This window comes from Flavobacterium sp. CLA17, assembly GCF_013112255.2.
Lineage (GTDB): Bacteria > Bacteroidota > Bacteroidia > Flavobacteriales > Flavobacteriaceae > Flavobacterium > Flavobacterium circumlabens.
On the sequence record NZ_CP068294.1, the window covers coordinates 4,295,992 to 4,308,458 of the forward strand.

The following is a 12,467-nucleotide window of genomic DNA, read 5'->3' on the forward strand; positions in this document are numbered from 1 at the left end:
TGAACCTTAAACTTTTATTCATTAAAATAAAAAATTATCTTTGCCAGATTATGACACTAATTTCAACTGACAATACTAAAAATCAAGAAATTGTAAAAAATGTTTTTACAATGTATCTTGAGCAGAAAGGGCATCGCAAAACTCCTGAGCGTTATGCTATACTTCAGGAAATTTACGATAGCGAAGAGCATTTTGACATAGAAAACCTTTATATCAAAATGAAAAACAAAAACTACCGTGTGAGTAGGGCAACTTTATACAACACGATCGAGTTACTGTTAGACTGCGCTTTGGTTAGAAAACATCAATTTGGGCAAAATCAGGCTTACTACGAGAAATCTTATTTTGATAAGCAGCACGATCACATTATCATGACAGATTCCGGTGAAGTGATTGAGTTTTGCGATCCAAGAATTCAAACCATCAAAAAAACAATCGAGGAAATCTTTGACATTGAGATCACCAATCATTCATTGTATTTCTACGGAAACAAAAAACAAAAACAATAGTCCGGAAAGGAATTATTCAAAAAATAAAAAAAAGAAAATTAACTACATTAATCAGTAGGGCAACTTAAATTGTCTCAACGCAAATTAAAACAGAATGACCGTAGATTTATTACTAGGATTACAATGGGGAGATGAAGGTAAAGGAAAAATTGTTGACGTTCTTACCTCAAATTATGATATTATTGCACGTTTTCAGGGAGGACCAAATGCAGGACATACATTAGAATTTGACGGAATTAAACACGTTCTGAGAACGATTCCTTCCGGGATTTTTCATAAAAAATCAATAAACATCATTGGAAATGGTGTTGTAATAGATCCGGTAGTTTTTCAAAAAGAAATTGAAGGTTTAGAAAAATTTAACCTTGATATCAAAAGCAAATTGATCATTTCAAGAAAAGCACATTTAATTTTACCAACACACCGTTTGCTGGATGCTGCTTCTGAAGCATCAAAAGGAAAAGCGAAAATTGGTTCTACCTTAAAAGGAATCGGGCCAACTTACATGGACAAAACCGGTAGAAACGGATTGCGTGTAGGAGATATCGAGTTAGAAGATTTCAAAGAAAGATATAGAGCTTTAGCAGACAAACATGAAGCAATGATTGCTTTTTATGATGTTGCAATTCAATATAACCTCGAAGAACTTGAAAAAGAGTTTTTTGAAGCTGTTGAAGAATTGAAAAAATTAGATTTTATTGACAGTGAAGAATACATTTATCAGGCTCAAAAAGCTGGTAAATCTATCTTATGTGAAGGTGCCCAGGGATCTTTGTTAGATGTTGATTTCGGAACTTATCCTTTCGTAACTTCATCCAATACTACTGCTGCCGGAGCTTGTACCGGTTTAGGAATTGCTCCTAATAAAATCAAAGAAGTTTACGGAATTTTTAAAGCTTACGTTACACGTGTGGGCAGCGGACCTTTCCCAACGGAACTTTTTGACGAAGTTGGTGCTACAATGGCAAGAGTCGGAAACGAATTTGGATCTGTTACAGGAAGACAAAGACGTTGCGGATGGTTAGATCTTGTAGCTTTAAAATATGCTGTTCAGGTAAACGGAGTAACACAATTAATGATGATGAAAGGTGATGTTCTTTCCGGATTTGAAACCTTAAAAGTGTGTACCGAATACAATTATAAAGGACAAAACATTTCTCACTTTCCTTATAACATCGAACCTGAAAACGTAACTCCGGTTTATAAAGAATTTAAAGGCTGGAAAGCGGATCTAACAGGTTTGACTACTTACGATCAATTGCCAATCGAGCTAAAAGAATATATTGAGTTTATTGAAGAAGAAGTAGGTGTACCAATCAAAATTGTATCGGTTGGGCCAGACAGAAAACAAACAATAACAAAATAACAAACACTAAACGCTCTGATAACCAGGGCGTTTTTTTTATATAAAACTATTTTCGCCATGAGAAAAAACCCAGAAATCAAAATAACAGAAACTAAATTATTATCTGACAATTGGTATGTACTAAACAAGGTAACTTTTGATTACCAGAAGAATGATGGTAAAACAGAATCGCATATTCGTGAAGTTTATGACCGCGGAAACGGAGCAGCAATTTTATTGTATAATACGGCCAAAAAAACAGTTGTTTTAACAAGACAATTTCGTTTGCCTACTTACCTTAACGGAAATAAAACCGGAATGATGATCGAGGTTTGTGCGGGACTTTTAGATAAAGATAATGCACAACAAGCCGTGATTCGTGAAACGGAAGAAGAAACGGGGTATCGTTTAAGTAAAGTTCAGAAAGTTATCGAAACCTACATGTCTCCGGGTTCTGTAACAGAAATTCTATACTTATTTGTTGGAGAATATGACGAAACAATGAAAGTGAACGAAGGCGGCGGATTAGATGCTGAGCAGGAAAACATCGAAGTGCTTGAATATACTTTCGACGAAGCTTATGCGATGATTGAATCCGGTGAGATTTCAGATGCTAAAACGATTATGTTGTTGCAGCATGCTAAGATTAAAGGACTGATTTAATTTTTTTTTCCTATGCAATGTGTTATTTTTAGATAACATAAACTATGACATTATTCTAAATGAAATTACTTAAATACGTAAAAATAATTTTCACAATACTATTCGCTATTTTTATAATAATGAATACTATTGCTTTTTTTCATGCATACAAATTCACCCATTTTTCGAATAGCAAAGCTGAAAAAACTAAAAGCCCGGAAAAATTAACTTCGTTTGAAAAAGCGAAAATTTTATTTTTTGGTGTTAATAACCCGAAACCAAAAAGCACAAAATTCCCTTCTCAAGAATACCAAACTTTAAAATTGCAAAGTAATAAAGAAATTGAATGCTGGTTAATTAAAACAGAGAAGTCAAAAGGAACCGTAATATTATTTCATGGCTACGGTGGTGAAAAATCTTTAATGATTGAAAAATCAGATAAATTTATAAAATTAGGTTATAGCACAATGCTTGTCGATTTTATGGGAAGCGGAAATTCAGAAGGAAATCAGACTACAATTGGTTATAAGGAATCTGAAGAAGTTAAAACAACATTCGACTATTTAAGGCAAACCGGAGAAAAAAACATTTATCTATTTGGCACTTCTATGGGAGCTGTTGCCATAATGAAATCTATTCATGATGACAAAATAAAACCAAAAGCAATTATACTTGAATGTCCGTTTGGTTCGATGTACGAAACTGTATATGCAAGATTTAAAAGAGCCAATGCACCAACTTTTCCGATGGCCAGAATGCTGTTATTCTGGGGAGGAATTGAAAATGGATTTTGGGCATTTAGCCATAATCCGACTGCCTATGCAAAAAGTATAACTTGCCCCACTTTATTACTGTATGGACAAAAAGACAAAAGTGTAAGCCTAACAGAAATAAATCAAATTTATGCCAATTTGAAAGGTTCTAAAAAACTCAATACTTACAAAGATACAGGACATGAAAACTATTTGATTAAAAACAAAATTGAATGGGTGAAAGATATTTCTGGTTTTCTAAAATCAACTTAAAATGAAAATATAGCAAACAATTCAAAAAATTGTGTAAGCGATTTGAGAGGTGATTAAAATAACTTTACACCAATCAAAAAACCAATTTATGAAAAAGTTATACTATACATCCAATATCCTTCTTTTACTTGTTTTAGGCTTAGTAGGTTCTTGTAAAAAAAATGAAACTGCCAAAGAAAAAAACGGAGCAAAACCACATAAAACTGTTGAATACAAGAAACCAAAATCAATCGGTTTTCATTTTGAAAAAACAAAACAATGGCTTGAAGCCAACAAAAGCGATTCGACTAAACTGGATATCGTTTATGCTATAAACAGAACGGACAAAGCTAATTTTGCTAAAATGGATTCCGTTATTGTTCCTGCTGACTTTAGTGGTGATTTACCTTCTTATCTCCCTTTCCCGATTCATGTTTCTAATTTAGAAAATGTTGATAAGGTTTTAATTTTCTCTTACCCGGCCCAAATTTTTGCTGCTTACGAAAATGGCGAATTGGTGTATACCGGTCCGACCAATATGGGAAGAAAAAACGACCAGACGCCAACCGGGTTATTTTTCACCAACTGGAAAGCCGAAAAAACAACCAGTACTTTTAATGACGAATGGGACCTAAAATGGAATTTCAATATCGAAAATAAATTAGGAGTTGGTTTTCATGAATATGAATTACCGGGCTATCCGGCTTCGCATTCCTGCCTGCGTTTATTAGAAAAAGATGCTAAATATCTGTACAAATGGGCCGATGAATGGATTTTGAAAGACTCCGAAAATGTAAAAGTAAAAGGAACTCCGGTAATTGTTTTCGGAAGCTATCCTTTCGGTTCACCAAAACCCTGGTTTGAATTAGTTAAAAATCCGAAAGCTTTAGATATTTCTGAATCAGATCTTGAAAGTCAAACAGCTCCTTTTATTCAAAAAATAATAGACAATCAAAAAATTAGAACAGGAGATGAAACTGCTACACCTTAAAAAATCTTGACACTCTATATATACTTACGAAATCAGCTACAACAGTATTGTTTAGCTGATTTTTTTAATCATTACCAATTGTAGAGTGTTTGTTTGTGAACACGAATTTTTAAAGAAAGTTAATGCTGTTTTGACAAGAAGTCTCTTTAATTTTCCTATTTTCGTTAAAGAAATTTACCCTCAAGGAAATAAAAAAGACCGGAGAAAACTTAAACGCCTAAACCCATAACCAAAATGTTAAATAAATTAATGCTGTTATTTCTGCTGTCCGCTGCCTGCATGACAGGACAAACTAAAAGCAATACAAAAGTAGAAACGTACACTAGTCGAAAAAAACTTTATGAAATAAAATATGCCCCTGAAAGATGGATACGTGCAGATACATCAGATTGGGATGTTGAATTTCACGATCAATACAATTTAGTGACTGCGTATTTTATCGAATATGATTATTTCATCAGCGATAAAAAATTAAAAAGCACCATTGAAGAGGAATACAAAGAGTTTGGTAAAATCAAAAATCTTAAAATCTACAAAAAGAAAATAAATGACTTAACGGTTAATTATTTCGAATGTGAACTGGATTATAATGATATGCTATACAAATATCAGGGTTTTATCTACAACGGAAAAGGTGGCTCGATACAAATGCAGTTTGGCGCACAGGCCGAAGCCATAGAACAAAATAAGGACATTATTGATGAACTGAGTAATGGAATTTCGATCGTTAAGTAAAAACAAAAAAGGCGTAAAAATAAATTTTACGCCTTTTGTTTTATATGGAAAACTGAAAATTATCTGGAATAATTTGGAGCTTCTTTTGTAATCGTAACATTATGCGGGTGACTTTCCGTAATTCCACTTGAAGTGATTCTCACAAAACGCCCTGTATCCTGCAAAGTCGGAATATCTTTTGAACCACAGTAACCCATTCCGGCACGAAGACCACCGATGAATTGAAGCATACTTTCATTTAATTCTCCTTTGTATGGAACACGCCCTACAATTCCTTCCGGAACCAATTTTTTAACATCATCTTCAACATCCTGGAAATAACGGTCTTTAGAACCTGTTTGCATCGCTTCTACAGAACCCATTCCGCGGTAAGATTTGAATTTTCTTCCTTCAAAGATAATAGTTTCTCCCGGAGATTCTTTTGTTCCTGCTAATAGAGAACCCAACATTACACAGTCAGCACCTGCAGCGATTGCTTTAGGAATATCTCCTGTATAACGAATTCCACCATCTGCGATAACCGGAACTCCGGTTCCTTTTATAGCGGCTGCAACTTCAAGAACTGCAGAAAACTGAGGAAAACCAACACCTGCAACAATACGTGTTGTACAGATAGAACCGGGACCGATTCCAACTTTTACACCATCGGCACCATTTGCTACTAAATATTTAGCCGCTTCCGGAGTCGCAATGTTTCCAACGATTACATCTATTTGCGGGAATCTTGATTTTACTTCTTTCAATGTATTTACAACACCTTCCGTATGTCCGTGAGCAGTATCGATAATGATGGCGTCAACACCCGCAGCAACTAATGCAGCGGCTCTTTCGACAGCATCTCCGGTAACTCCAATGGCAGCAGCAACTCTCAAACGTCCAAAGATATCTTTGTTTGCGATTGGTTTTTGAGTTAGTTTGGTAATATCCCTGAAAGTGATTAAACCAACTAATTCGTATTTATCATTTACAACCGGTAATTTTTCGATTTTATGGCCTTGTAAAACTACTTCAGCCTGCTCTAATGAAGTTCCTTCTGCTACAGTAACCAGATTGGTACTTGTCATTACTTCTACAATGGGTCTGGCTCCGTTTTTTTCGAAACGTAAATCACGATTGGTAACAATTCCTTTTAAAATTCTGTTTTCATCAACGATTGGAATTCCGCCAATTCCGAATTCTTTCATGGCATTTTTAGCATCTGCAATGGTAGAAGTCATTGGTAAAGTTACAGGATCAATAATCATTCCTGCTTCAGCACGTTTTACTTTTCTAACCTTCGCCGCTTGCTGCTCGATCGTCATGTTTTTATGTAAAACACCAATTCCGCCTTCCTGTGCCATAGCAATAGCCATTGCACTTTCAGTAACAGTATCCATAGCAGCTGATACTATTGGAACGTTTAGTGTTATGTTTCTTGAAAATTTTGATTTGATACTCACTTCGCGTGGAAGCACATTCGAGTAGTTAGGTACTAATAATACATCGTCGTAAGTTAAACCTTCGCCGATAATCTTGGAGTTGTGTGCTATCATGTTGCAATTTCTAGTTGAATTGCGTGCAAATGTAGTGAATAAATCGGCAACTTGTTCACTAACTTAATCATAAAATTGTATTTACAGGAAAGGTCTTACAATGATTTAAGCGATAAAATCCAATTTTTAAATTCCAAATTCCAATAAAGGCGAGGAAAATTTCAATACTAAAAAAGCCAGATTTGGTATTTGAAATTTTGAAATTGGATTTTATATTTTTATTAATCTTCGGAATCCTGAAAAACGAAATTCAATCCGAACTGAAAGGCCAGACTATTGGCTTTGGTGACATCTTTGTACTCTAAAACATTGTCGACAAGAGCATAGATGTTAAATTTCCCAATCGTTCCGGCGACTCCTAAACCAATATTTTTCTTCGAAAAGGAATCGAATGTATAGGTGGCTTTTATATCTAATTTCTCCAGAATACTGCGTTTGTAAAAAACGGTGAAAGCTGTAAAAGGTGCTCTTGGCATTGTCATCAGAAATAACTGACCTCCAACTGCATTCAGGTATCTTCGGCCCACTTTTCCCTTACAATTACAATCGGCATCAGATCGGTATTCTCCAAACGAATATTGCATTGACGAATAGAATTTTACAGGCCGCCAGGTGGTGTATTTGTTATAAAGTGTGTCACGTGGAATGGCTTTTTCGAAATCATCAAAAACATTTTCAGGTTCATTCGTATCAGAGAAAATAGGGTTTACGCCTTCATATTCATAATACCCTTTGTAGGTTAATGTCTCGACATCTTTGGACTGTTTTATGAAACCCACATCAACAACACTTGCGGTAAATTGAAGGTTCTCTTTGAAATAGTACGTAATTCCGGCATCGAAACCCAGGCCTAAACTTCCGTTAAAAAAAGTATTGTGTGCTATATCTCCCGCAATACTTCCTTCGTATTCGTCTTTTGTAAAACTTGCAATTCCTGAGGTTTTAAGTTCTAAATCAGAAGAAATGATCTGATTATAAACATTAGCAGTTCCTGCATCTTTACCGGTATAAATATAACCGGAATTCTTTGTAGATGTTGCATTGGCGCCACTCGAATAGATTTTGGCACGACCACCCAAAACCAGCTTTTCATTTACTTTTTTATGAAATCCAATATGGAATACGGAAAGTACTTCGGCTCTAAGGTTTACATCCCTCAGATTGAATAATTTACCGATATAATCGCGGTTCCCGTCTAAGGCAAGGACACCAATATCTTTTGGGAAGTACATTAAAAAATCGAATTCCTGATAAACTCCAAAGGAAACATAAGATTTGCTTTCTTCCCCTCCTACTCTAAAACCGCCCGAAAATAATTCAAGCTGCTGGTTGATCTGGGTCTTATCATTATTGGATGACCGGTTTACGATTCTTCTGACTTTCTCATTAAAATCAACTCCATTATTAGCAAATAAATCATAAGCCGAAAAGCTTTTGGAACCGATATTTGCCGAAATCCCGGACAATACCGGAACTCCGAAATAAAATTTGTAGGAAACATCGGCACCCGGATTTACAAGTGAGGACTGTGGAATAGAGGTAAAATTATACAGCACTTCTTTATTTTGGGAAAAAGAAGCAAGCTGAAAAAGCACAGTTAAAATACAGAGTACCTTTTTCATTCGATTTCCAGATAAGCGGTTGCACCAGATTGCAATTTTAAACTTCCCGGACTATTTTCGTCCAGAGGAGCTCCCGACCCCATTGTTACTACAAAACCGATTTTAACAGTTTGTTTTAATAAATCCAATCGTTGGCCTTCGAATATTTCAGTAGTATGTTTTATAATGTTAGAATTTCCTGAATACGCAGGGGTTTCCAGTGTTATCGTTTCAAGGACGTCATCATTTTCATTAAAAAGTAATAAATCAATCGTAAAGGCACGTGCTATGGTGTTTTCAGTTTCGCAATCCAGCTCCAGTTTTACGAGATTATCTGTGAAAAATTTCTTTTTGAAAACATCAAATTCTTTTTCGTCAAAAGCAATTAGCTGTTCTTGTCCATTATCTGTAAATTCATTTGCAGGCACATCAAAATGAGCCACATTGGCAACAAAAACAGGCTTTAGTTTCAAATCATCCACCTGATCAAAATCTAAATCACTGGAACATGAAATAAATAACAGAGGAAAAAAAGCAAATAGAAAGATTTTATTTTTGAGGTATAATCCCATGACTGTAGACAATTAGATTTAAACTACAACGGATGAAAGTTGCTGATTATTATTCCTTTGTCATAAAGATACTTTATTTTTAATGAAATTTCCCAAACAATTTTGACGCTTCATTATAAGCACTTTCAAAACTTAAAGAATTGAGTCCTGTTATTTTTTTGTTAGCCGTAAAATATGAAATGAGTTTTTCTGTAGGCATATTTCCGGTCAGTTTATCGGTTGCCATTGGACATCCTCCAAAACCCTGGATAGCACCATCAAAGCGGGTACAGCCTGCCTGGTGTGCAGCCTCTATTTTCTCAAACCAGCTGTCTGGTGTGGTATGCAAATGGGCTCCGAATTCTATTTGGGGATATTTTGGAATTAAATTTGAAAAAAGATACGTAATAACCTCCGGAGTAGAACTGCCGACTGTATCCGAAAGGGATAAGATTTTTACGCCCATTTTAGACAATTTTTCAGTCCATTCCCCTACTATTTCTACATTCCAAGGGTCTCCATACGGATTTCCGAAACCCATAGAAAGATAGGTAACCACTTCTTTATTTTTTTTATCGGCAATTTCAAGGATTTCTTCCAGTGTAACTAAAGATTCAGCAATGGTTTTATGTGTATTCCGCATCTGAAAATTTTCTGATATCGAAAAAGGAAATCCCAGATACTGAATGGGTTCATGCTCTGAAGCGGAGGCTGCTCCTTGTGTATTCGCAATTATGGCTAAAAGTTTACTCTCGGTCTGAGACAAATCGAGTTGCGCCAGAACCTCTGTTGTATCCTGCATTTGCGGAATAGCTTTTGGCGAAACAAAACTCCCAAAATCAATGGTATCAAACCCTACCCTCAGCAAAGCCTGGATATAGGAAACTTTATTTTTGGTGGGAATAAAATCCTTGATACCCTGCATGGCATCACGTGGACATTCGATAATTTTGATTTCTTTATTCAAAGCTTATTCTTTAGTGAAGGCTAAGTTAGTTTCTTTTTTAAAGAAATAAAAGTTATAATTTTCTTTAATTACAATATTCCGTAATAGTGTAACATTTCAAAATGTTACTTAAAAACGTAACAATTAATAATGTTACATAAAAAAGTAACATTAAAAAATATTATCTATATTTGTACTATTATTATTATCTATTTATTTTAATTATATTTGAATCTATGACCAGTGTAATTACAGGAGACCTAATTGACTCGAGAAAGCAAAAATCCAAAGACTGGGTAGAAGGTTTAAAAAAGATCCTCTCCCCTTTTGGCGAAACCCCTGCAGAATGGGAAATTTACAGAGGTGACGAATTTCAAATTGAAATAAAAAACCCTGAAGATGCATTGTTGTCAGCTATCCTGATAAAAGCACATTTAAAGGCAATCAAACTGGACGCCCGTATGAGTATCGGTTTTGGGGATAAAACACATGGTGCCGAAAAAATATCTGAAAGTAATGGCTCTGCCTTTATAAATTCAGGAGAACTTTTTGAAACTTTAAAAAAACAAAGAATGACTTTAGCCATGCGAACAGGCGACATGGTTACAGATGAAAAAATGAACCTGATGATCCGGCTGGCTTTAACTTTTATGGACAACTGGCCTGCGCCATCTGCAGAATTTACAGCCATTGCAATAGAAAACCCGGGTTTGTCGCAAGAAGAATTAGCTCCGAAATTAGGTGTTAAAAGAGCTGCCGTAAGCCGAAGACAAAAACGTGCCCAATTTGATCTGGTTATGGATTTAGATCGCTATTTTAGAAAACAAATAAACAATTTATAATCTTATGATTTTATTTATAAAACTGCTTTTAGCACATTTACTGGGCGATTTTATATGGCAGCCCAATTCATGGGTAGCTGATAAAGAAGCTAAAAAACACAAAAGCATTTATTTATATCTTCACATCCTGCTGCATGGGACTTTAGCAGCAATTCTTGCCGGAGAAATTCAATTTATACCGTATGCTGTTCTTATTGCCGTTACACACGGAATTATTGATCTGATCAAACTAAATTTTCAGAAAAATAAAACAAAACGCATTTGGTTTATAGCCGACCAACTCTTGCATATCATCGTGTTAGCCGGAATAACAATCCTTTATCAAAACAAATCCATAAACCTGAACTGGTTTGACAATCAGTTCTGGATTTTAATAACGGGAATTTTGCTGATAACCAAACCCACTTCTATTTTTATCAAAATAATAATTTCGATATGGAGTCCTGAAAGCAGCACTACTGACAGTGATCATTCGCTTGCCAATGCGGGAAATTACATTGGCATACTAGAGCGATTGTTTGTTTTCTGTTTTATCCTGACCGGTCATTTTGAAGCAATAGGTTTTTTATTGGCAGCAAAATCTATTTTTAGATTTGGAGACCTGAAAGAAGCCAAAGACCGGAAACTTACCGAATATGTTTTAATCGGTACTTTGTTAAGTTTTGGAATTGCAATACTTACGGGATTTATAGTACAGGCGCTACTTTTACAACTGCTGTAAAACCTTTTTATTTATAGCTTTAATCAAAGCCGGACCTTCATAAATAAAACCGGTATACAATTGCACCAGGCTGGCCCCCGCATTTAACTTTTCGATCGCATCATCGGCGGAATGAATTCCTCCTACTCCAATAATAGGGAATGCCTTATTGCTTTTCTCAGAAAGAAAACGAATAACTTCAGTAGAACGATTTGTCAATGGTTTGCCGGACAAACCTCCCATTTCAGTTTGATTTGCAGCTTGTAATCCATCACGTGAAATTGTAGTATTAGTAGCAATTACACCGGCAATCTGAGTTATTTTTATAATATCAATAATGTCTAACAATTGTTCGTCTGTTAAATCCGGAGCAATTTTCAGAAGTATTGGCTTTATTTTTTGAGTGCTTGTTTTTTGCTTTTCTATGTTTCTGTTCTGCAAAGTCTGGAGTAAAGCCGTAAGCGGTTCTTTATCCTGTAAAGCTCTCAAATTAGGTGTATTGGGCGAGCTTACATTCACCACAAAATAGTCTACATGATCAAATAAGGCATCAAAACAAATGATATAATCATCAACAGCATTTTCGTTTGGGGTAATTTTATTTTTACCGATGTTTCCACCGATTAAAACACCTGAATTCTTTTTCAAACGTTCTACCGCTTCCAGAACCCCTCCGTTATTAAACCCCATTCGGTTAATAATAGCCTGATCTTCCTTTAGTCTGAACAATCGTTTTTTAGGATTTCCTTCTTGTCCAACCGGGGTTACAGTTCCTATTTCTATAAAACCAAATCCAAAATCAGAAAGTTCTTTATACAATTTGGCGTCCTTATCAAATCCTGCTGCAAGTCCAACCGGATTTTTAAACTTAATTCCAAAAACTTCCCGTTCTAAACGAGTATCTTTTACTTCGTAAACAGACTTTATAATCGACGAAACGCCAGGGATTTTTGACAGGAATCTAATAAATGAAAAAGTAAAATAATGCACTTCTTCCGGATCAAACCAAAAAAGTATCGGGCGAATTATCAATTTATACATAGTAAGTTGTTGTTGTTTTTTCGGTTGC

General features: G+C 35.3%; 13 protein-coding genes. 8 read left to right on the top strand and 5 right to left on the bottom strand.

Going from position 1 to position 12,467, the window contains the following annotated elements:
• The first annotated feature begins 50 nt into the window (after positions 1-50).
• The 6 genes from HAV12_RS17710 to HAV12_RS17735 all read left to right on the top strand — a co-directional run bounded on the left by HAV12_RS17710 (position 51) and on the right by HAV12_RS17735 (position 5,226).
• Positions 51-509 carry a Fur family transcriptional regulator gene (locus HAV12_RS17710; RefSeq protein ID WP_026981862.1) on the top strand — a complete coding sequence of 153 codons (459 nt, stop codon included), beginning with the start codon at positions 51-53 and terminating at the stop codon, positions 507-509.
• Between the two features lie 94 nt (positions 510-603).
• Positions 604-1,875: an adenylosuccinate synthase gene (locus tag HAV12_RS17715; protein WP_132035955.1), complete on the top strand. Its 1,272-nt coding sequence runs from the start codon at positions 604-606 to the stop codon at positions 1,873-1,875.
• 57 nt (positions 1,876-1,932) lie between these two features.
• Entirely contained in the window at positions 1,933-2,517 is a 585-nt protein-coding gene (locus HAV12_RS17720) for an NUDIX domain-containing protein (protein ID WP_171570829.1), read from the top strand.
• Positions 2,518-2,636: 119 nt separating this feature from the next.
• Positions 2,637-3,521, top strand: a complete 885-nt coding sequence (locus HAV12_RS17725) for an alpha/beta hydrolase (protein ID WP_240345182.1) — start codon at positions 2,637-2,639, stop codon at positions 3,519-3,521.
• An 88-nt stretch (positions 3,522-3,609) separates the two neighbouring features.
• A complete protein-coding gene (locus tag HAV12_RS17730; protein WP_171570831.1) occupies positions 3,610-4,491 on the top strand; it encodes a L,D-transpeptidase in 882 nt (293 codons plus the stop codon).
• Positions 4,492-4,725: 234 nt separating this feature from the next.
• Positions 4,726-5,226: a hypothetical protein gene (locus HAV12_RS17735; RefSeq protein ID WP_171570832.1), complete on the top strand. Its 501-nt coding sequence runs from the start codon at positions 4,726-4,728 to the stop codon at positions 5,224-5,226.
• A 59-nt stretch (positions 5,227-5,285) separates the two neighbouring features.
• Here the strand turns inward: HAV12_RS17735 and guaB are convergent, their stop codons facing one another.
• From guaB to HAV12_RS17755, 4 genes are all read right to left on the bottom strand, one after another.
• Positions 5,286-6,758 carry an IMP dehydrogenase gene (gene guaB, locus HAV12_RS17740; protein ID WP_132035965.1) on the bottom strand — a complete coding sequence of 491 codons (1,473 nt, stop codon included), beginning with the start codon at positions 6,756-6,758 and terminating at the stop codon, positions 5,286-5,288.
• Between the two features lie 221 nt (positions 6,759-6,979).
• On the bottom strand, positions 6,980-8,380 hold the full coding sequence (locus HAV12_RS17745) for a DUF5723 family protein (protein WP_171570833.1): 1,401 nt from the start codon (positions 8,378-8,380) through the stop codon (positions 6,980-6,982).
• Positions 8,377-8,931, bottom strand: a complete 555-nt coding sequence (locus HAV12_RS17750; protein ID WP_171570834.1) for a hypothetical protein — start codon at positions 8,929-8,931, stop codon at positions 8,377-8,379. The genes HAV12_RS17745 and HAV12_RS17750 overlap by 4 nt, the downstream gene beginning before the upstream one ends.
• 79 nt (positions 8,932-9,010) lie before the next feature.
• Positions 9,011-9,877 carry a hydroxymethylglutaryl-CoA lyase gene (locus HAV12_RS17755; RefSeq protein WP_171570835.1) on the bottom strand — a complete coding sequence of 289 codons (867 nt, stop codon included), beginning with the start codon at positions 9,875-9,877 and terminating at the stop codon, positions 9,011-9,013.
• 215 nt (positions 9,878-10,092) lie between these two features.
• Between HAV12_RS17755 and HAV12_RS17760 the strand changes: the two genes are divergently transcribed.
• Together HAV12_RS17760 and HAV12_RS17765 are read left to right on the top strand one after the other, a co-directional pair.
• Entirely contained in the window at positions 10,093-10,698 is a 606-nt protein-coding gene (locus HAV12_RS17760; protein WP_171570836.1) for a hypothetical protein, read from the top strand.
• Between the two features lie 4 nt (positions 10,699-10,702).
• Complete coding sequence (locus tag HAV12_RS17765; RefSeq protein WP_171570837.1) at positions 10,703-11,419, top strand: DUF3307 domain-containing protein; 717 nt, start codon at positions 10,703-10,705, stop codon at positions 11,417-11,419.
• Here the strand turns inward: HAV12_RS17765 and HAV12_RS17770 are convergent.
• Positions 11,405-12,439, bottom strand: coding sequence for a quinone-dependent dihydroorotate dehydrogenase (locus HAV12_RS17770; RefSeq protein ID WP_171570838.1), 1,035 nt, complete (start codon positions 12,437-12,439; stop codon positions 11,405-11,407). The two genes, HAV12_RS17765 and HAV12_RS17770, sit on opposite strands and share 15 nt — an antisense overlap.
• Positions 12,440-12,467: the final 28 nt, after the last annotated feature.

Excerpts from the sequence above, each read along its gene's own strand:
- HAV12_RS17710 (WP_026981862.1), top strand. The coding sequence starts at position 51 with ATGACACTAATTTCAACTGACAATACTAAAAATCAAGAAATTGTAAAA.
- HAV12_RS17715 (WP_132035955.1), top strand. The coding sequence starts at position 604 with ATGACCGTAGATTTATTACTAGGATTACAATGGGGAGATGAAGGTAAA.
- HAV12_RS17720 (WP_171570829.1), top strand. The coding sequence starts at position 1,933 with ATGAGAAAAAACCCAGAAATCAAAATAACAGAAACTAAATTATTATCT.
- HAV12_RS17725 (WP_240345182.1), top strand. The coding sequence starts at position 2,637 with ATGAATACTATTGCTTTTTTTCATGCATACAAATTCACCCATTTTTCG.
- HAV12_RS17730 (WP_171570831.1), top strand. The coding sequence starts at position 3,610 with ATGAAAAAGTTATACTATACATCCAATATCCTTCTTTTACTTGTTTTA.
- HAV12_RS17735 (WP_171570832.1), top strand. The coding sequence starts at position 4,726 with ATGTTAAATAAATTAATGCTGTTATTTCTGCTGTCCGCTGCCTGCATG.
- guaB (WP_132035965.1), bottom strand. The coding sequence starts at position 6,758 with ATGATAGCACACAACTCCAAGATTATCGGCGAAGGTTTAACTTACGAC.
- HAV12_RS17745 (WP_171570833.1), bottom strand. The coding sequence starts at position 8,380 with ATGAAAAAGGTACTCTGTATTTTAACTGTGCTTTTTCAGCTTGCTTCT.
- HAV12_RS17750 (WP_171570834.1), bottom strand. The coding sequence starts at position 8,931 with ATGGGATTATACCTCAAAAATAAAATCTTTCTATTTGCTTTTTTTCCT.
- HAV12_RS17760 (WP_171570836.1), top strand. The coding sequence starts at position 10,093 with ATGACCAGTGTAATTACAGGAGACCTAATTGACTCGAGAAAGCAAAAA.
- HAV12_RS17765 (WP_171570837.1), top strand. The coding sequence starts at position 10,703 with ATGATTTTATTTATAAAACTGCTTTTAGCACATTTACTGGGCGATTTT.
- HAV12_RS17770 (WP_171570838.1), bottom strand. The coding sequence starts at position 12,439 with ATGTATAAATTGATAATTCGCCCGATACTTTTTTGGTTTGATCCGGAA.